A 20272-nucleotide genomic window follows, 5' to 3' on the forward strand; every position below is an offset into this window, starting at 1 on the left:
TCAGCAAGTTAACCCCCTTGGCTGAAACCAACTTTCCGCCTCTGCTGTGTGAAAACGCAGCAGGGCGTTTGTTGCATTCAGACAGCCGACAAATTAAACAGGGTGACATTTTCGTTGCCTGTCAGGGCGAATATACAGACGGCCGCAGCTATATTCCTGCCGCCATTGCCAACGGTGCAACCTTTGTTTTTTGGGATGATGACGGCAAATTTACATGGAATCCCGAATGGAACGTTCCTAATCAAGGCATTAAAGATCTGAAACATCGCGCCGGTATGTTGGCGGCGCAGGTTTACGGTAATGTTTCAGACAGCCTTAAAGTTTGGGGCGTAACCGGTACCAACGGCAAAACCTCTATCACACAATGGCTGGCGCAAGCTGCCGATCTGTTGGGCGAAAAAACCGCCATTATCGGCACAGTCGGCAACGGCTTTTGGGGCACATTGGAAGAAACCACACATACCACACCTGCTCCTGTCGATGTCCAAACCCTGCTCTACCGCTTCCGCCAGCAAGGCGCAACAGCCGCCGCGATGGAAGTTTCCAGCCACGGCCTTGACCAATCGCGCGTCAACGGCGTGCCGTTTCGCAGCGCAATCTTTACCAATCTCACCCGCGACCATCTCGACTATCACGGCACCATGGAAGCCTATGGTGCCATCAAATCGCGCCTGTTCTACTGGCATGGTCTGCAACACGCCATCATCAATGTCGATGATGAATACGGTGCAGAACTCGCAGGCCGTCTGAAAAAAGACTGTCCCGATTTAGCCGTTTATGGCTATGGTTTCAGCGAGCAAGCCGATATCCGCATTACCGATTTCACCGCTTCTTCAGACGGCATGGAAGCCGTATTCCAAACACCATGGGGCGAAGGAAAATGCCGTACCCGTCTGCTCGGACGATTCAACGCGCAAAACCTCGCTGCCTGCATCGCCTTGCTTTGTGCCAACGGTTATCCGATTGATAAAGTATTGGAAGTACTGGCAAAAATCCGTCCCGCTTCAGGCCGCATGGATTGCATTATGAACAGCGGCAAACCTTTGGTCGTTGTCGATTATGCCCACACGCCGGATGCACTGGAAAAAGCACTCTCCACTTTGCAGGAAATCAAACCGCAGGGCGCGGCTTTGTGGTGCGTATTCGGCTGCGGCGGCAACCGAGACTGCGGCAAACGCCCATTGATGGGTGCGGCAGCAGTTCAGGGTGCCGATAAAGTAGTGGTTACCAGCGATAACCCGCGCTTGGAAAATCCTCAAGACATCATCAACGATATTTTGCCTGCTGTATCTAATCCTGAACGTGTCGAAGTTGATCGTGCCGTTGCCATCCGTTATGCGGTTGAGCAGGCTGCCGCTAACGACATCATTCTGATTGCTGGTAAAGGGCATGAAAACTATCAGGATGTACAAGGCGTGAAGCATCATTTCTCCGATTTTGAAATCGCAGAAAAAGCATTGGCAGAGCGCGGTTAAGCCATATCGCAAATGTTCAGACGGCCCGAAACCTTAAGGCCGTCTGAAAAAGATTTAAACATATACAATAAAAGCAATACGACACACGCATTACGGCACGTCAGCCATTAAACCCATCACAGTTGTTTGTTTCGGAAGACTTTTTAATAAGGCCGTCTGAACAACAAGGAGACCGATTTGATGCTGAAAATGCCGACAAAAACCTTATTAATCAGTGCAGCCGTAGTTTTATTTGCAGGCTGTACAACCAAACAACTTCCGCGTCCTACTGCCGAAATCGAGCAGTTGAGGGCGCAACAGCCTCCGGTCGAGCAAAGCCTGCCGAATCCCGTTAAAGGCAAGCGTTTTGACGACACTTGGGGCGCAGCGCGCAGTCAGGGGCGAAGGCATGAAGGTGTGGATATTTTTGCTAAGAAAAACACGCCGATACGCAGTACCACGCCCGGTATCGTCACCAAAATCGGGCGCAACCGATTGGGCGGTAAAGTTATCGGTATTCAAGGGCCGGGTGCGTGGCATTACTATGCCCACCTCAATAAATTTGCCCGTATCCGCCTGTATGAACGAGTAAAAGAAGGACAGGTCATCGGCTATGTCGGTAAAACCGGCAATGCCAGAACCACACCGGCCCACCTGCATTACGGTGTATATCTGCCGAACGGCGCGGTGAATCCGTATCCGCTGATTAATCAGAACAGATAGGCCGTCTGAACAAGATTTGAGAGTATGAACGCAAAGAAATTGGTTAAGGCAACGAATATCGTCGGTATGGTGGCAGTTGTGCTGCTGGTGTACTGGGTATTTGTTCTGATTCTATCCAATGTTTTCGGGCTTAAGGTGTTCCGCGAATACATTACGGAAATTTTCCTGATGAGTATTTTGGGGATTTTTGCCGTGATGGCGGGTGCCTTGATACTGAACATCATGCTGAATTTGACCCGTATTGCCGAGCGAGGACAAGAGGAAGAAAGCAAAGGTGGCCGAAAAACCTTATATTTGTTGTTGGCAGTATTTCCCGTTTTAGCAGCCCTGTTATTTGGCGGAAATTATCTGACTGTTCAGAAAAAACGTCAGATTTTGACTCAATCTCTAGAGCGTATCGTCAAGGATAATCCATCGCAAATCAATGCATTGGCAGATTATCGTTTTGATTTTGCGTATATTAAAAAAGCAGCGTTAATCCTTGAGCTGATGTCGAAGGAAGATTCTGCCTTTAAAGCAGCTACAGTGATTGTGCCGGATACGATCGGTAATAAACAGGTTTATTTGGCTTTCTCAGCTGATTCCCAGTTAAGTGGGATTGATGAGCAGGCACCCAATGCTCGGGGAGTAGGCGATGATAATGGTTTTGTCGTTACTCGGAATGGCAATAAAGAAACAATCAGCAAAACGCAATATCTTTATGCCCCAAATCTGAGCGAGCGTGAATACTTGCAGAGGGTATTTGCTGGACAAACAAATGAAATACGTTATGAGGCAAAAGATGGCAATTACAGCCTTTGCCACCCCTACCGCCAAAACGGTGAAACCATTGTATTGTGTTTTTCCGATTACCAGCAGTACGGGAAAATCGGCAGTTGATAAGAGAAAGTGATTTGTAGTATGAAAAGTTGGTTTTCCAATACATTTCCTGAATATAAAAAATTGCCCAAAAGCGGCAAATTTATGGCATGGCTGACTTTTGTGCAGGGCGTGGTTTGGTTGATTCTGGCATCAATTCAGAGTGTGCAAGGACTGATTAACAGCATAGCATGGGCTGTGTTTTTTGGGATTTTACTTTTCATTTTGGGTATGTTGGCGTTGTCTGCAGCATGGAATGCGTTTAAATTCCGTGAAGTCGGTTTTAAGAGAATGACATATGTGTACATGCCATGCTTATTGCAAATTGCTTTTGCAAGCGATGTATTTTCTTTTGTATTTTATATAGATAGTGTATTGAAACTATGGTTCAGCCTTACGGTAAATAAGCTTTCTGTCGGTGTAAATTTTGCCGCTATTCTTTTTATTGTGCTGGCAGGACGTAATTATCGTCATTTAAAAATGGTTTCCCAAAATACGGATAAAAATGTGGAACCGTTAGAACAAGTAGAACAAGGACAAGAAACACAATCATGAAACCACTAGACCTAAATTTCATCTGTCAAACGCTCGGCCTTCCGGTGCCGTCTGAAAATCAACCCGTTTCGCGTATTGTTACAGACAGCCGCGATATTCAGGAAGGCGACGTATTTTTCGCGCTTGCCGGAGAGCGCTTTGACGCGCATGACTTTGTTGAAGATGTTTTGGCAGCAGGGGCAACGGCAGTTGTGGTTTCGCGCGAAGATTGTGCGGCTTTGAAAGGCGCATTGAAGGTTGACGATACGCTTGCGGCTTTGCAAAAACTGGCGAAGGCGTGGCGTGAAAATGTGAATCCGTTTGTCTTTGGCATTACCGGCTCTTCCGGTAAAACGACGGTTAAAGAGATGTTGGCCTGCGTATTGCGTCATCGATTCGGTAATGAAGCTGTGTTGGCGACTGCCGGCAATTTTAACAATCATATCGGCCTGCCGCTGACTTTGTTGAAACTGAACGAAAAACACCGCTACTCCGTCATTGAAATGGGTATGAACCATTTTGGCGAATTGTCTTTGCTGACCCAAATTGCCGGTCCGAATGTTGCTCTGGTTAATAACGCTTTGCGCGCGCATGTCGGTTGCGGTTTTGATGGCGTCGGCGATATTGCTAAAGCAAAAAGTGAAATCTACGAAGGTTTGCTTTCAGACGGCATTGCGCTGATTCCGTGCGAAGATGCCAATATCGCTACATTTGAAGCTGCTACTGCGCAATTGAATGCTCAGACTTTCGGCGTTGCCAGTGGCGATGTCCATGCAGAAAATATTGAGTTGAAACCGTTGTCCTGCGAATTTGATTTGGTGCGTGGCAATGAACGTGTTGCCGTGGTGTTGCCAGTCCCCGGCCGTCACAATGTGCATAATGCCGTAGCGGCGGCTGCTCTGGCTTTGGCGGCAGGTTTGAGCCTTGCCGAAGTTTCAGACGGCCTGAAAAATTTCAGTAATATCAAAGGTCGTCTGAATATCAAGCAAGGCATTAAAGGCGCGACTTTGATTGACGATACTTATAATGCCAACCCCGACAGTATGAAAGCCGCCATTGATGTGCTCGCTGCTATGCCTGCGCCGCGTATTTTTGTGATGGGCGACATGGGCGAATTGGGTGAGGACGAAGCCGCCGCCATGCACGCCGAAGTTGGCGCGTATGCACGGGATAAAGGCATCGAGGCCGCATATTTTGTCGGCGACAACAGCGTTGAAGCAGCGGAAACGTTTGGCGCGGAAGGTTTGTGGTTTGCTGACAAAGATCCGCTGATTCAAGTGTTGAGCCACGATTTGCCTGAACGCGCTACTGTATTGGTCAAGGGATCACGCTTTATGAAGATGGAAGAAGTGGTCGAGGCACTGACGGATAAAGAGGTTGTCTGAAAATGGAACAGAAAAGGAAACGGCCTATACTGTTGCAGGTTATCGTTGGGATGATGGTAGTGGCAGCAGTTTTATGGCCGGTTGCAGTGTGGCAGTACATCAAAGATGTAGGATTTGAGACAATAAGCGAAGCATACGAAAGCACAAGAGGACGTTGGGGTTGGTTTGAATTTTGGTTAGGAAATTTTCATTTGCTTGTGCAAGTGATATTGATGCTGGTTAGTGCTGTTGGATTATGGAGAGGTAAGGATTGGGCGCGTAGGTTATGGCTGTATACTGTATATCGTCTACAATATGGTCGGTTATTTGGTTTCCCCTAGAATCGGGTTTCCATTGTTGGATGTCATTATTCGCGCTGCAATTTGTTACAGCTTGTTTTGCTTACATCCCAAGGATTATTTTCAGACCCAAGAAAATAAAACTTAAGAAGGCCGTCTGAAATATGAAAAAGATTTTACTATTGACTGGTTTGCTGATTGCCGCGTTTTATGCCGGAATGAAAGTACAGGCATTTATCTATGAAGATACCTGCTTGGATTTAGGCGGCGGAAAGAATCCCGGAAACTATCCGATTTGCGTGGTAGAGAAATAATCTTACTCAATAAGGCCGTCTGAAATTTCAGACGGCATACCGATTTATTTTTAATTGGGCAATAAGCCCACTGTAACAACAAAAACAAAAAAGGAAGCCCCATGTTTTTATGGCTCGCACATTTCAGTAACTGGTTAACCGGCCTGAATATTTTTCAATACACCACATTCCGTGCCGTGATGGCTGCGCTGACTGCTTTGGCGTTTTCTCTATTGCTTGGTCCGTGGACCATCCGCAAGCTGACTGCGCTTAAAGTCGGCCAAGCCGTCCGTACTGACGGCCCTCAAACCCACCTGATCAAAAACGGTACGCCAACCATGGGCGGCTCGCTGATTTTGACCGCTATTACCGTGTCCACAATTTTGTGGGGCAACTGGGCAAATCCTTATATCTGGATTCTCTTAGGCGTCTTGCTTGCTACCGGCGCACTCGGTTTTTACGACGACTGGCGTAAAGTGGTTTATAAAGACCCTAACGGCGTGTCTGCCAAATTCAAAATGGTGTGGCAGTCCAGCGTTGCCATCATCGCCGGTTTGGCGTTGTTCTACCTTGCGACAAATTCTGCCAACAATATCCTGATTGTTCCCTTCTTCAAACAAGTTGCCTTGCCGCTTGGCGTAGTTGGCTTCTTGGTATTGTCCTACCTGACCATCGTCGGCACATCCAATGCCGTTAACCTGACCGACGGATTGGACGGCTTAGCCGCATTCCCCGTTGTACTTGTCGCCGCCGGTCTTGCTATCTTTGCCTATGCCAGCGGCCACTCCCAATTTGCCCAATACCTGCAATTGCCTTACGTTGCCGGCGCAAACGAAGTGGTGATTTTCTGTACCGCCATGTGTGGTGCGTGTCTCGGCTTTTTGTGGTTTAACGCCTATCCGGCACAAGTCTTTATGGGCGACGTCGGCGCGCTCGCGCTTGGTGCGGCGCTCGGTACCGTTGCCGTCATCATCCGCCAAGAATTTGTCCTCGTCATCATGGGCGGCCTGTTTGTTGTTGAAGCCATTTCCGTTATGTTGCAAGTCGGTTGGTACAAACGAACCAAAAAACGCATCTTTCTGATGGCGCCGATTCATCACCATTACGAACAAAAAGGCTGGAAAGAAACCCAAGTCGTTGTCCGCTTCTGGATTATCACCATCGTCTTGGTGCTGATTGGTTTAAGTACCCTCAAAATCCGCTAAATCTCCAAAGGCCGTCTGAAAGTTTCAGACGGCCATTATGTAAGGTAAGCATGCTTGCCTGAATCCTACGTCCCAAAATAAATCCCGCAATAATCCACACAGAAAGTCTCCAAACATGTACCAATCTTTCGGCGGCGCAACCGGCATCCGCACCCTGACCGACCGTTTCTACGACTTAATGGAACTTGAGCCGAAATACCAAGCCTTACGCCAAATGCACGGCGAAGACATGACCCTGATACGCGAAAAGCTCTACGAATTTTTCAGCGGCTGGCTCGGCGGTCCACAACTCTTTGTCGAAAAATACGGCCATCCCCAACTGCGTGCCCGCCATATGCCTTTTGCCGTCAACGTACAAGTCCGCAACGAATGGATCGCCTGCTTTGCCCAAGCCATGAGCGAACTGGACATCGATAAAGCACTTGCCGAGCCGGTTTTAATCCAAGTTTTTGCCATGGCAGATTGGTGTCGTAACCAAAACGAAGACGGTATCGAACCGCCTATGCCGCCAATGGCGGTTGACCCATGGGTGCGCACACCGGAATTGCAGCAGATTTTGAGTAGCTACGGTGTAAACAGATTTTTTGAGGAATTTTCAGATTAAGTCTGTTTGAAAATGCTGCTATGACATTAAAGAATATAAGAGAGAATGTAAAATGAAAAATTGGTTAAGAAAAATAGCAGTTGCTTTGTTTGGATTCGGACAGATGGCTAATACAAGTGATATCCCAAATTTTGCAGAAACAGAGCAAGAAGCCAAACAAGGGAATGCTGCATCCCAATTTAATTTAGGTTTGATGTATTACTTGGGGAAAGGGGCTACCAAAGATTATAAACAGGCAGAACATTGGTTCCGTAGAGCGGCAGAACAGGGGGATGTTGAAGCGCAGAGCAATCTAGGGGGATTATATTATAAGGGACAAGGTGTTGCTCAAGATTATGAGTAAGCCAAATATTGGTTTCAAAAAGCTGCTGCACAAGGCTTTGCTAAAGCTCAGTATGATTTAGGAACAATCTATTTTTTTGGTAAAGGCATTGAACAAGATTATGATCAAGCAGCTCAATGGTATGAAAAGGCGGCAGAACAAGGGTATCTTGATGCCCAATACAATTTAGCCATTATGTATGATAACGGATTAGGTGTCGGTAAAGCTCCTGAGAAGGCGTTCCAATGGTATCGAAAGGCGGCGGAGCAGGGAGATAATCAAGCACAATATACTGTGGCTACAAGGTATATGCATGGTTTAGGCGTGCAAAAAGATTTTAAACAGGCGGTGCTATGGCTACATCGTGCAGCAGATCAAGAAAATATCAAAGCTCAATCAGATCTTGGCGTGGCTTATCATAATGGATTCGGTGTTCGTCAAGATGATAAGCAGGCCTTATATTGGTATCGTAAAGCAGCGGAGCAAGGAAGTTCTGAGGCCCAATACAATTTAGGTGTAATGTATCTAAAAGGGCAAGGTGTACGTCAAAGTAAAATAGTTGCTAAAGAATGGTTTAAGAAGGCTTGTGCTAATGGAGACAAGCAAAGTTGTGATGCTTATCAAAAATTGGATTAGGCAGGATATTAAATTTTGCTAAGGGCCGTCTGAAAAACTAGGATAAAACAGAAATAATAATTTGAATGTAATGGATTTTAAAATGAAGGTTTCGGTGAAAAAAATAATAATGGGTGTGATGGCTTGCTTTGGGTTAGGGCAGGCAGCTTTAGCTGAAAGTATTCCGGATTTTAAGAATATGCTGAGAGCTGCGGAGCAAGGAGATCCAGAAGCTCAATTAAGTATTGGAGCAATGTATGCGAATGGACAGGGTATTAGTCAAGACAACAGGCTAGCAGTGCAGTGGTTTCGTAAGGCAGCAGAGCAAGAGAATGCTAAAGCTCAATTTAACTTGGGTGTAATGTATCAGCTGGGGCAAGGTGTTGGTCAAGATTATGTACAGGCGGCAGAATGGTATCGTAAGGCTGCCGAACAGGGTGATACTGGAGCTCAAAATAATTTGGGTATGTTGTATCAAAATGGGCAAGGTGTTAGTCAAGACTATGCTCAGGCTGCGGAATGGTTTTATAGGGCTGCGAATCAGGAAAATACAGATGCTCAGTTAAATTTGGGTATGCTGTATGCTAATGGGCAAGGTGTTGGCAAAGACTATGAGAAGGCGTTGAAATGGTTTCGTAGAGCGGCTGGTCATGGAGATGCCATAGGTCAGTATAATTTAGGTGTGGCATATGCTAACGGGGAAGGAGTGCATCAGGATTACATACAGGCTATAGGATGGTATCGTAAAGCTGCGGAACAAGGGAATGTAGATGCACAATATAATTTAGGCGATATGTATGCGAGTGGGGAAGGTGTACGTCAAGATTATGTAGAGGCGATTAAGTGGTACAGAAAGGCAGCAGAGCAGGGAGATGCTCAAGCTCAATTTAATTTGGGCATGATGTACCTTCAAGGGCAAGGAGTCCGTCAAGACAATGCACAGGCAGTGCAGTGGTTTGGCAGGGCGGCAGAACAAGGGCATGCTAAAGCCCAATATAATTTGGGTGTAATGTATGCCAATGGGCAAGGAATTCGTCAAGATGATGTACAGGCGGTGAGGTGGTATCACAAGGCTGCAGAACAAGGTGTTGCTCAAGCGCAATTCAATTTGGGTATAATGTATGATCAAGGGCAAGGAGTTCGTCAAGATGATGCACAGGCAGTGCATTGGTATCGTAAGGCGGCAGAGCAAGGATATGCAGAAGCCCAATATAATTTTGGTGTGATGTATGCCAACGGAGAAGGTGTTCGTCAGAATTATAAGATTGCCAAAGATTGGTTTGGTAAGGCTTGTGATAATGGATTGCAACGAGGTTGCGATGCTTACCGAGAATTGAATCAGAAAGGATATTGAATCCTTATTCAAAGGCCGTCTGAAAAACTTAGGACAAAACCAAAATGACTTTTCAAAATAAAAAAATCCTCGTCGCCGGACTAGGCGGCACGGGCATTTCTATGATTGCCTACCTGCGCAAAAACGGCGCGGAGGTTGCCGCGTATGATGCGGAGCTGAAACCGGAGCGCGTGTCGCAAATCGGTAAGATGTTTGACGGGCTGGTGTTTTATACGGGCCGTCTGAAAGATGCGTTGGATAATGGTTTCGATATTTTGGCGCTCAGTCCCGGCATCAGCGAGCGTCAGCCAGATATCGAGGCGTTCAAGCAAAACGGTGGGCGCGTGTTGGGCGATATCGAATTGCTGGCGGGCATTGTGAACCGCCGCGGCGACAAGGTGATTGCGATTACCGGCAGCAACGGCAAAACGACGGTAACGAGCTTGGTCGGCTATCTCTGCATCAAGTGCGGGCTGGATACTGTCATCGCGGGCAATATCGGCACGCCGGTTTTGGAAGCGGAATTGCAGCGCGAAGGCAAAAAGGCGGACGTGTGGGTGTTGGAGCTTTCCAGCTTCCAACTGGAAAACACTGAAAGCCTGCGCCCGACTGCGGCGACGGTGCTGAACATTTCCGAAGACCATCTCGACCGCTACGACGACTTGCTCGACTACGCGCATACCAAAGCCAAGATTTTCCGTGGCGATGGCGTGCAGGTTTTAAATTCAGACGACGTGTTCTGCCGCGCCATGAAGCGTGCCGGGCGCGAGGTGAAATGGTTTTCATTGGAGCACCAAGCCGATTTTTGGTTGGAACGCGAGACAGGCCGACTGAAACAAGGCAATGAAGATTTGATTGCCACGCAAGACATTCCGTTGCAAGGTTTGCACAACGCCGCCAATGTGATGGCTGCCGTAGCTTTGTGTGAGGCTATCGGTTTGCCGCGAAATGAATTGCTCGAACACGTTAAAACCTTCCAAGGCCTGCCGCACCGCGTGGAAAAAATCGGCGAGAAAAACGGCGTGGTGTTTATCGACGACAGCAAAGGCACGAATGTCGGCGCGACCGCCGCCGCGATTGCCGGTTTGCAAAATCCGCTCTTCGTGATTTTGGGCGGCATGGGCAAAGGGCAGGACTTCACGCCCCTGCGCGATGCGCTTGCCGGCAAGGCAAAAGGTGTGTTCTTGATTGGTGTCGATGCGCCGCAAATCCGCCGCGATTTGGACGGCTGCGGCTTGAATATGACCGACTGCGCCACTTTGGAAGAAGCCGTTCAAACGGCATACGCCCAAGCCGAAGCGGGCGATATCGTGTTGCTCAGCCCGGCTTGTGCGAGCTTTGATATGTTTAAAGGCTATGCGCACCGTTCGGAAGTGTTTATTGAAGCGTTTAAGGCTTTGTAAGGCCGTCTGAAAGATGAAAAGAGGGTTGGTTTTACCGTAAACCTTGTGTGTCATTGTCTCAAAGGTCGTCTGAAAACGTTAAGGCAGTTTCAGACGACCTTTTTGCAGCAACGGTAAACTTGTTCCTTGCCTTTATCCGGTGTTACTGTTTCTTAAAATTTGCCTATGCGGGCAAACGGCGAGGCGGCGGGCAGCTATGCCTGACCGACAAAACGTGTGTTTATCAATCCGAAAGGAAAACCCATGAATTTTCAAGACTACATCCGTTACGATGCCGTCGGTTTGGCAGAGCTGATCCGTAAAAAAGAAGTCTCCGCCGATGAAGTGTTGCAGGCTGCTTTAAACCGCTTGGATGAAGTCAATCCCAAGCTCAATCTGTTGGCGCACGATTTGCGCGAACGCGCGGCGGCGTGGCAGGGGTCGTCTGAAAATGCCGATACGCCGCTGGCGGGCGTACCGTTTTTGCTCAAAGACTTGCTGGCGGATTGGGAAGGCGCGCCGACATGGTCGGGTTCGCGTATGATGCAGCATTACATTGCCAAACAAAACAGCGATTTGACCCAAGCCTATCTCGATGCGGGGCTGCGCGTGTTCGGCAAAACCACTACGCCCGAATGGGGCGCGTATCCCGTTACCGAAACCGAAATTTACGGCATCACGCGCAATCCGTGGCATTTGGATTACACCGCGGGCGGCAGCAGCGGAGGCGCGGCGGCGGCAGTGGCTTCGGGCGTCGTACCCGCAGCGCACGGCAGCGACGGTGGCGGCTCCATTCGCTTACCCGCGCACAACTGCGGCGTGTTCGGGCTGAAACCCACGCGCGGCCGCAGCAGTTACGCGCCGAACGCATCGGAGGCATGGCAAGGTTTGGTATGCGACCATGTGTTGACCCGCAGTGTACGCGACAGCGCGGTTTTGCTGGACATCGCCGCCCAAACCCAAGCCCGCGCCCTGTATGCTTGCCCGCCGCTGCCCGAAAACGGTTTTGCAGGCAGCCTGAAACAAGAAACAGGTCGTCTGAAAATAGCTTTTTGGAAACAGGCATGGTTTGGCGGTGGCAACGACGAAGGCACGGAAGCCGCGTTCGCCCATAGTTTGAAACTGATGCAAGACGCGGGACACAAATTGGAAGAAGCCACGCCCGATTTTGCGCCGCCTGAACAGCTCAACCGAGCCGCCCGCATCATCGTCATGGGCGAAACGGCAAAACTGTTCTACCAATATCAATACGAAACCGGACAAAAACTGCCGCACTGCCTGCTTGAGCCGACAACGTGGGCAATGATTGTGCAGGGTCGGCAAATCAGTGCGGGCGAAATGGCATGGGCGCGCGACGTGATGCTGGCGCAGGAACGTGCCGCCAAAGCATTTTTCACACGCTACGACGTGTTGATGACGCCCGTCTGCCCGCGCACCACGCCGAAAATCGGCGAAATGATGCCGCCGCCCGCCGCACAAAAAGCCATGCGCCTGCTGTTCGGCACGCTGCGCTTGGGTTTTCTGTTGAAAAACAACCCGTTTTTAGAAAAAGAAGCCGCCACGACGCTGCAATACGTCGGTTATACGTCGCCGCTGAACATGAGCGGCAACCCCGCCATGAGCGTGCCGCTTTACCGGCATAACGGGCTGCCTGTCGGTACCCAGTTCGCCGCCGCACACGGGCGCGAAGACACGCTGCTTAGCCTCGCCGCGCAGTTGGAACAGATACAGCCGTGGGCGGAAATACCGCAGTTGGCGTAGGGTTTGCATGGGATAAAAAGTAGCCTATTTCCTGAAGAAAAGATTTATACAAGGCTATCTGAAAACATAAAAGCGATTTCAGACGACCTTTTGCCGATATCAAAGGGTAGGGGAGGGCGCAAAGAACGTCAGAATCCGACATCTTTAAAGAATCTGAATTGTTGGTTTGGAAATAAACCTTTAAAATAACGTTAATTCATTTTTTCAGACGGCCTCTTGCCCATTTGCAGGCCGTCTGAATATTTTATTCAAGCCGTTACGGATGTTTTCATGATTAGTCTTTCCAAAATGCTTGACCGGCCGATTGCGCGCGATGGTCGGAAGTTTGATGTTTCTCTCTTGTGGATGGTCGTCTTAATGACGGTCTTCAGCCTGATTATGATTTATTCGGCTTCTATTGCGTATGCAGCATCGGAAGGGGGCAGCCAGTTTTCTTTTGTGTCCAAACAGGCAATGTTTATCCTGTTTACAGTGGCTATATGCTTGCCGCTTTTCCTGCTGAAGATGAGTTTCTGGCGGCGGATTATTCCGTTTTATTTTGCTGTTTCAGGTTTGCTGTTGTTGCTGGTTTTGTTTGTCGGCCGTGAGATTAATGGCGCGACGCGCTGGATTCATATCGGGCCGCTCAACTTGCAACCGACTGAATTTTTCAAATTGGCAACGGTTTTGTATTTGTCCAGCCTGTTTACGCGCCGTGAAGAAATGTTGCGCGATTTGGATTCTTTGGGTTGGTCGTCTTTGTTTACCGGTATTGGCGATTTGGTGTGCAGCCCTTTTAAAAGTGACGCGTGGGTAAGGGTAAAGGAACGCTTCCGCAAGTTTAAGACTTTGATTCTGCCGATTATGTTGGTGGCGGTCGGTTTGGTTTTGATTATGGGTCAGCCGGACTTTGGCTCGTTTGTCGTGATTGTCGTGATTACCATGGGTATGCTGTTTTTGGCAGGTTTTCCGTGGAAGTATTTTGCCGTATTGGTGGCGACCGTTGTGAGCGGTATGGGCTTGTTGATTTTGGCCGCACCTTACCGTATGGCGCGTGTGGCGGCGTTTTTGGACCCTTGGAGCGATCCTTTGGGTAAAGGCTATCAGCTGACGCATTCCTTGATGGCGATTGCGCGCGGCGGCTGGTTTGGCGAGGGCTTGGGTGCAAGTTTGGAAAAACGTTTCTACCTGCCTGAAGCGCATACGGACTTTATTTTTGCCGTTATCGGTGAAGAATTTGGCTTTGTCGGGATGCTGGTTTTGGTGTTCTGCTACGGCTGGCTGGTGTGGCGCGCGTTTTCCATCGGCAAGCAGGCGCGTGATTCGGGCTTGATGTTCAGCGCGTATATTGCCAACGGTATCGGTATTTGGATTGGTATTCAAAGTTTCTTCAATATCGGTGTAAACATCGGTATCCTGCCTACTAAAGGTCTGACTTTGCCGTTTATGTCTTACGGCGGTTCGGCTGTCTTTATCATGCTGGTGTGCGTTACTTTGTTATTGCGCATTGATTATGAAAACCGCCAAAAAATGCGCGGTTATTCGGTGGAGTAAAACCATGAGCGGTAAAACTTTTATGCTGATGGCCGGCGGTACGGGCGGCCATATTTTCCCTGCATTGGCGGTTGCCGAGTCGCTGCAAAAGCACGGCCATCATGTGATTTGGCTGGGCAGTCAGGATTCGATGGAAGAGCGTATCGTGCCGCAATACGGCATACGCTTGGAAACGCTGGCCATTAAAGGTATTCGTGGCAACGGTATTAAGCGCAAGCTGATGTTGCCGTTTACGCTGTATAAAACCGTCCGTGCGGCGCAGCAGATTATTAAGAAACACCGTGTCGAGTGTGTTATCGGTTTTGGCGGTTTCGTTACCTTCCCCGGCGGTTTGGCGGCAAAACTGTGCGGTGTGCCGATTGTGATTCACGAGCAAAATGCCGTGGCAGGTTTGTCCAACCGCCAACTGTCGCGCTGGGCGAAACGGGTGTTATACGCTTTCCCGAAAGCGTTCAGTCACGAAGGCGGTTTGGTCGGCAACCCCGTCCGCGCGGATATTGCCAACCTGCCTGAGCCTGCCGAACGCTTCCAAGGGCGTGAAGGTCGTCTGAAAATCTTGGTGGTCGGCGGCAGTTTGGGTGCGGATGTGTTGAACAAAACCGTTCCGCAAGCTTTGGCATTATTGCCTGAGGCTGCCCGTCCGCAAATGTATCATCAGTCCGGCCGCAATAAATTGGGTAACCTGCAGGCGGATTATGATGCATTGGGTGTGCAAGCCGAGTGCGTTGAATTTATTACCGATATGGTATCTGCCTACCGCGATGCCGATTTGGTGATTTGCCGTGCCGGCGCGCTGACGATTGCCGAGTTGACGGCTGCAGGTTTGGGTGCATTGCTGGTGCCATATCCGCACGCAGTGGACGATCATCAAACAGCCAATGCGCGCTTTATGGTGCAGGCCGAAGCTGGTTTGCTGCTGCCGCAAACCCAACTGACGGCAGAAAAACTGGCCGAAATCCTCGGCGGATTAAACCGTGAAAAATGCCTGAAATGGGCGAAAAATGCCCGTACGCTGGCGTTGCCGCACAGCGCGGACGATGTGGTGGAAGTTGCCATCTCTTGTACCGAATAAGCAGGCAGACTTCGATTCAAGGCCGTCTGAAAAGTTGATTAACGGCGTTTCAGACGGCCTTTATTGCTTTTGTTAAAATTCCTTTACAATAAAAGCATAGCGCAGAAGCGGATAGCCCTTTAAAATAACGCCTTTACGCACTAAAAACCAACCGGAACGCAACGTTATGATGAAAAATCGAGTGACCAACATCCATTTTGTCGGAATCGGCGGCGTCGGCATGAGCGGTATTGCCGAAGTTTTACACAATTTGGGCTTTAAAGTTTCCGGTTCGGATCAGGCGCGTAATGCCGTTACCGAGCATTTGAGCGCTCTCGGCATCCAAGTTTACCCAGGTCATACTGCCGAACACGTCAATGGCGCCGACGTGGTTGTTACCTCTACTGCGGTCAAAAAAGACAATCCTGAGGTTGTTGCCGCATTGGAACAGCAGATTCCCGTGATTCCGCGCGCGCTGATGTTGGCAGAGTTGATGCGCTTCCGCGATGGTATCGCCATTGCCGGTACGCACGGCAAAACCACAACCACCAGCCTGACCGCTTCTATTCTCGGCGCGGCAGGACTTGACCCGACTTTCGTTATCGGCGGCAAGCTCAACGCCGCTGGTACCAACGCCCGTTTGGGTAAAGGCGAATACATTGTTGCCGAAGCCGACGAATCCGATGCCTCTTTCCTGTATCTGACGCCGATTATGTCCGTCGTGACCAATATCGACGAAGACCACATGGACACTTACGGCCACAGCGTTGAGAAACTGCATCAGGCGTTTGTCGATTTTATCCACCGTATGCCGTTCTACGGCAAAGCCTTTCTGTGTATCGACAGCGAACACGTCCGCGCGATTTTACCGAAAATTAGCAAACCTTACGCCACTTACGGCTTGGACGATACTGCCGATATCTATGCGACCAATATTGAAAACGTCGGCGCGCAAATGAAATTTACCGTTCATGTTCAAATGAAAGGACACGAGCAAGAGCCGTTTGAAGTTGTTTTGAATATGCCCGGCCGCCACAACGTCCTCAATGCGTTGGCGGCTATCGGCGTTGCGCTGGAAGTTGGCGCATCGGTTGAAGCCATTCAAAAAGGCTTGCTCGGCTTTGAAGGTGTCGGTCGCCGCTTCCAAAAATATGGCGACATTAAATTACCAAACGGCGGAACTGCTTTGCTGGTGGACGATTATGGCCATCATCCTGTTGAAATGGCAGCAACCCTTTCCGCTGCGCGCGGTGCATACCCTGAAAAACGTTTGGTCTTGGCTTTCCAACCACACCGCTATACCCGCACACGTGATTTGTTCGAAGATTTCACCAAAGTCCTCAATACCGTTGATGCGCTGGTGTTGACCGAAGTTTATGCCGCAGGCGAAGAGCCGATTGCCGCAGCCGATTCCCGCGCCTTGGCACGCGCCATCCGCATATTGGGCAAACTTGAGCCGATTTACTGCGAAAACGTTGCCGACTTGCCGCAAATGCTGCTGAATGTTTTGCAGGACGGCGATGTTGTGTTGAATATGGGTGCCGGCAGCATCAACCGCGTTCCGTCTGCATTGGTGGAATTGTCGAAACAATCATAATAAACGGGCATATTGGTCTTTGAGGGCAGATAGGTCGTCTGAACAATATTCAGACGGCCTGTATCAGTATTTAAGAAAGTGGAAATTATGCAGAATTTTGGCAAAGTGGCCGTGTTGATGGGCGGCTTCTCTAGCGAGCGCGAAGTTTCTCTGGACAGCGGCGCCGCTATTTTGGCTGCCTTGAAAAGCAAAGGCGTCGATGCCCATGCGTTCGACCCCAAAGAAACTCCGTTGTCTGAATTGAAAACACAAGGTTTTCAGACGGCCTTCAATATTCTGCACGGTACTTTCGGCGAAGATGGCGCGGTTCAAGGCGCGTTGGAACTGATGGGTATTCCTTACACCGGCAGTGGTGTGGCCGCTTCCGCGCTGGGTATGGACAAATACCGCTGCAAACTGATTTGGCAGGCCGTGGGTTTGCCTGTTCCTGAGTTTGCTGTATTGCATGACGACAGCGACTTTGATGCTGTTGAAGAAAAATTGGGCCTGCCGATGTTTGTGAAACCTGCCGCGGAAGGCAGCAGCGTCGGTGTGGTAAAAGTAAAAGAAAAAGGCCGTCTGAAAAGCGTTTACGAAGAATTGAAACATTTGCAGGGTGAAATTATTGCCGAACGCTTTATCGGAGGCGGCGAGTATTCTTGCCCGGTATTGAACGGCAAAGGCCTGCCGAGCATTCATATTATTCCAGCTACTGAGTTTTACGACTACGAGGCTAAATACAACCGCGACGATACGGTTTATCAATGCCCGTCGGAAGATTTGAGTGAGGATGAGGAAAACCTGATGCGCGAACTGGCCGTGCGTGGCGCGCAGGCGATTGGTGCGGACGGTTGTTCGCGCGTGGACTTCCTAAAAGATACGGACGGTAAGCTGTATCTTTTGGAAATCAATACCTTGCCCGGTATGACCAGCCACAGTTTGGTGCCAAAATCTGCAGCCCATACCGGCGTAGATTTTGCTGATTTATGTATTGAGATTTTGAAGACCGCTCATGTGGGATGATGCAGGCGCATTGGGTCGGCTGACCCGCCGGCTATTGGTGCTGATGACCTTTCTACTGATAGGTTCGGGCATAGCTTGGCTTTACAATTCCAAATATTTTCCTGTGAAACAGATTGCCATTCAGGGTAAGCTGAAATATGCTTCCAACAAAGAATTGCAAACCGTTGCACGAGAGCATATCAGGGGTAATATGTTCCGCGCCGATATTGATTCGGCGCAGGCCGCTTTTCAGGAATTGCCTTGGATTGACTCGGCAATGGTACGCCGCCGTTTTCCGGAAACCGTGGAAATTATCCTGACCGAGCGTGTGCCGGTTGCGCATTGGCGCGCTGGCGGCTTGGTGGACAGTAAGGGCAATGTGTTTGCCGCAAGTCTGAAACAGGACCTGCCTATATTTGAAGGGCAGCAGGGGACAGGCAAAGACATGGTCAAACATTATGCGGACTTTTCCGGTATTTTGAGTCCGTTGAAACTGACTATCAAAGAATTGATCTACACGCCGCGGTCGGCATGGTTGCTTGTATTGAACAACGGCATTACCGTGCGCTTGGGGCGTGAAAACGAAATCAAACGTTTGCAGCAGTTTGTCCAGATTTGGCCATCGCTGCTGCGTAAAAAACAAAGTCGTATCGAGTATGTCGATATGCGTTATAAGGATGGTTTTTCAGTCCGTTACAGGCCGTCTGAAAACCCTTCCGAGAGTGAATAGCCGATTAGACGTGAAGCAATCTTGTTTCAAAAATAATCAAACCGTCAGTCAGACAACATAGCGAACGAGCAATTATGGAACAACAACAAAATAAATATATCAGTGCCTTAGACATTGGTACGTCCAAGGTCATCGCCTTAATCGGCGAGATTCGGGAAGATAACGAAATCCACATTGTTGGCTTGGGTCAAAGCCCTTCACGCGGCCTGCGTGCAGGTATGGTGACCAATATCGACGCTACCGCGCAAGCCATTCGTCAGGCGGTAGAAGATGCCGAGCTGATGGCAGATACCAAAATTTCCCACGTTGTCACCGGTATTGCCGGTAACCATATCCGCAGCCTGAATTCACAAGGCGTGGTCAAAATTAAAGATGGCGAAGTATCGCAAGCCGACATCGATCGTGCCATCGAAACAGCCAAAGCCATCAATATTCCGCCTGATCACAATATCTTACATACCGTGGTTCAAGAGTACATCATCGACAACCAACCCGGTGTGAAAGAGCCTATCGGCATGAGCGGCGTGCGTTTGGATACCCGTGTACACATCATCACCGGTGCGAACACTGCTTTGCAAAATATCCAAAAATGTATCCAACGTTGCGGCCTGCAAATGGATCAAATCATGCTTCAGCCTTTGGCAAGCGGTCACGCCGTTTTGACTGAAGACGAAAAAGATTTGGGCGTGTGCGTCATCGATATCGGTGGCGGTACAACCGACATCGCGGTTTATACCAATGGCGCCATCCGTCATACTGCGGTTATTCCTGTTGCCGGCGATTTGATTACCAAAGACTTGGCTCAAGCCTTGCGTACGCCGCACAGTGCAGCCGAGTACATCAAAATCCATTACGGTGCTGCTATTCCGACTATGGACGGCTTGGATGAAATGATTGAAGTTCCTAGTGTTGGCGACCGTCAATCACGTCAAATTTCACGTCGTGTATTGGCTGAAATCATCGGCCCGCGTGTAGAAGAAATTTTGGAGTTGACGCTGAACGAATTGCGCCGCTCCGGTTTCCCAGAAGAAGTGCTGACTTCCGGTATCGTTTTGACCGGCGGTGCTTCTATGTTGACCGGTATTGTTGAGTTGGCGGAAGAAGTCTTCAACCTGCCGGCGCGTATCGGTGTTCCACAAGAAATGGGCGGCGTATCCGAGCGTATTCGTAATCCACGCTATTCAACAGCGATCGGCCTGCTTCAGACGGCCTATGCTGCCGAAGAGGGTGAGCAAACCAGCCGAACCGGTGCGATTGCACTGAATGATTCAGGCAAAAAAATGGGTCTGTGGGAAAAAATCCAAAGATTCTTCAGAGATAATTTCTGATAAAAGTTTTCAGGGCAGGCGGTGCAGCAACCGTTTGTCCTGAATATTTAAGTGGAATTAAACAGTTTTAAATAATTGCCAAGTGAATAATTTAAAACTTGTATATTTTCTGTTAAAAAATGTAGTAAAAATATAACGCCGACAGCCGAATGGTAAGAAGATTTTTGCCAGTATCTGAATACTTCTTATATAATACGGATAATGAGTTATTTTTGAACCGTCCTTATAAAGCGGGGCGCGGAGGATTATTGAATGGAATTTGTTTACGACGTAGCAGAATCAGCAACGAGCCCTGCTGTTATTAA

Annotated in this window: 18 protein-coding genes and 1 pseudogene; all 19 read left to right on the forward strand. The window is 49.2% G+C overall.

The window, feature by feature from the left end; genetic code table 11:
• Positions 1 to 1475: UDP-N-acetylmuramoyl-L-alanyl-D-glutamate--2,6-diaminopimelate ligase (locus ACTHUE_RS01835; RefSeq protein ID WP_440402830.1), on the forward strand; the 1475-nt coding region annotated here is incomplete at its 5' end.
• A gap of 180 nt (positions 1476 to 1655) precedes the next feature.
• Positions 1656 to 2177 (forward strand): M23 family metallopeptidase, encoded by a 522-nt coding sequence (locus tag ACTHUE_RS01840; protein ID WP_049335339.1) that lies wholly within the window; start codon positions 1656 to 1658, stop codon positions 2175 to 2177.
• Between the two features lie 24 nt (positions 2178 to 2201).
• Positions 2202 to 3056: a hypothetical protein gene (locus ACTHUE_RS01845; protein WP_004518892.1), complete on the forward strand. Its 855-nt coding sequence runs from the start codon at positions 2202 to 2204 to the stop codon at positions 3054 to 3056.
• Positions 3057 to 3077: 21 nt separating this feature from the next.
• Entirely contained in the window at positions 3078 to 3590 is a 513-nt protein-coding gene (locus ACTHUE_RS01850; protein WP_004518891.1) for a hypothetical protein, read from the forward strand.
• Positions 3587 to 4954 carry a UDP-N-acetylmuramoyl-tripeptide--D-alanyl-D-alanine ligase gene (locus tag ACTHUE_RS01855; RefSeq protein ID WP_004518890.1) on the forward strand — a complete coding sequence of 456 codons (1368 nt, stop codon included), beginning with the start codon at positions 3587 to 3589 and terminating at the stop codon, positions 4952 to 4954. The genes ACTHUE_RS01850 and ACTHUE_RS01855 overlap by 4 nt, the downstream gene beginning before the upstream one ends.
• A gap of 442 nt (positions 4955 to 5396) precedes the next feature.
• Positions 5397 to 5546 carry a hypothetical protein gene (locus tag ACTHUE_RS01860; protein WP_049335337.1) on the forward strand — a complete coding sequence of 50 codons (150 nt, stop codon included), beginning with the start codon at positions 5397 to 5399 and terminating at the stop codon, positions 5544 to 5546.
• A gap of 101 nt (positions 5547 to 5647) precedes the next feature.
• Complete coding sequence (gene mraY / locus ACTHUE_RS01865) at positions 5648 to 6730, forward strand: phospho-N-acetylmuramoyl-pentapeptide-transferase (protein ID WP_004518887.1); 1083 nt, start codon at positions 5648 to 5650, stop codon at positions 6728 to 6730.
• A gap of 115 nt (positions 6731 to 6845) precedes the next feature.
• Positions 6846 to 7334, forward strand: a complete 489-nt coding sequence (locus ACTHUE_RS01870) for a group II truncated hemoglobin (RefSeq protein ID WP_004518885.1) — start codon at positions 6846 to 6848, stop codon at positions 7332 to 7334.
• A 52-nt stretch (positions 7335 to 7386) separates the two neighbouring features.
• A complete protein-coding gene (locus ACTHUE_RS01875) occupies positions 7387 to 7677 on the forward strand; it encodes a tetratricopeptide repeat protein (protein ID WP_440361232.1) in 291 nt (96 codons plus the stop codon).
• Positions 7678 to 7728: 51 nt separating this feature from the next.
• Positions 7729 to 8292 (forward strand): annotated as a pseudogene (locus ACTHUE_RS01880) (tetratricopeptide repeat protein); the annotation flags it as partial.
• A 70-nt stretch (positions 8293 to 8362) separates the two neighbouring features.
• Entirely contained in the window at positions 8363 to 9625 is a 1263-nt protein-coding gene (locus ACTHUE_RS01885) for a tetratricopeptide repeat protein (RefSeq protein WP_004518882.1), read from the forward strand.
• Positions 9626 to 9669: 44 nt separating this feature from the next.
• Positions 9670 to 11007 (forward strand): UDP-N-acetylmuramoyl-L-alanine--D-glutamate ligase, encoded by a 1338-nt coding sequence (gene murD / locus ACTHUE_RS01890; protein ID WP_070695287.1) that lies wholly within the window; start codon positions 9670 to 9672, stop codon positions 11005 to 11007.
• A 243-nt stretch (positions 11008 to 11250) separates the two neighbouring features.
• Positions 11251 to 12747 carry an amidase gene (locus ACTHUE_RS01895; RefSeq protein WP_049335331.1) on the forward strand — a complete coding sequence of 499 codons (1497 nt, stop codon included), beginning with the start codon at positions 11251 to 11253 and terminating at the stop codon, positions 12745 to 12747.
• Between the two features lie 270 nt (positions 12748 to 13017).
• Entirely contained in the window at positions 13018 to 14280 is a 1263-nt protein-coding gene (locus tag ACTHUE_RS01900) for an FtsW/RodA/SpoVE family cell cycle protein (RefSeq protein ID WP_049335329.1), read from the forward strand.
• A 4-nt stretch (positions 14281 to 14284) separates the two neighbouring features.
• Positions 14285 to 15352: an undecaprenyldiphospho-muramoylpentapeptide beta-N-acetylglucosaminyltransferase gene (murG, locus tag ACTHUE_RS01905; protein ID WP_049335327.1), complete on the forward strand. Its 1068-nt coding sequence runs from the start codon at positions 14285 to 14287 to the stop codon at positions 15350 to 15352.
• A gap of 166 nt (positions 15353 to 15518) precedes the next feature.
• Positions 15519 to 16928: a UDP-N-acetylmuramate--L-alanine ligase gene (gene murC / locus ACTHUE_RS01910; protein ID WP_049335324.1), complete on the forward strand. Its 1410-nt coding sequence runs from the start codon at positions 15519 to 15521 to the stop codon at positions 16926 to 16928.
• A gap of 87 nt (positions 16929 to 17015) precedes the next feature.
• On the forward strand, positions 17016 to 17930 hold the full coding sequence (locus ACTHUE_RS01915; RefSeq protein WP_049335322.1) for a D-alanine--D-alanine ligase: 915 nt from the start codon (positions 17016 to 17018) through the stop codon (positions 17928 to 17930).
• Positions 17920 to 18639 carry a cell division protein FtsQ/DivIB gene (locus ACTHUE_RS01920; RefSeq protein ID WP_049335319.1) on the forward strand — a complete coding sequence of 240 codons (720 nt, stop codon included), beginning with the start codon at positions 17920 to 17922 and terminating at the stop codon, positions 18637 to 18639. The genes ACTHUE_RS01915 and ACTHUE_RS01920 overlap by 11 nt, the downstream gene beginning before the upstream one ends.
• 74 nt (positions 18640 to 18713) lie before the next feature.
• On the forward strand, positions 18714 to 19967 hold the full coding sequence (gene ftsA, locus ACTHUE_RS01925) for a cell division protein FtsA (protein ID WP_003682483.1): 1254 nt from the start codon (positions 18714 to 18716) through the stop codon (positions 19965 to 19967).
• The last annotated feature ends 305 nt before the right edge of the window (positions 19968 to 20272 follow it).

The organism is Neisseria sp. P0021.S005 (genome assembly GCF_051956955.1).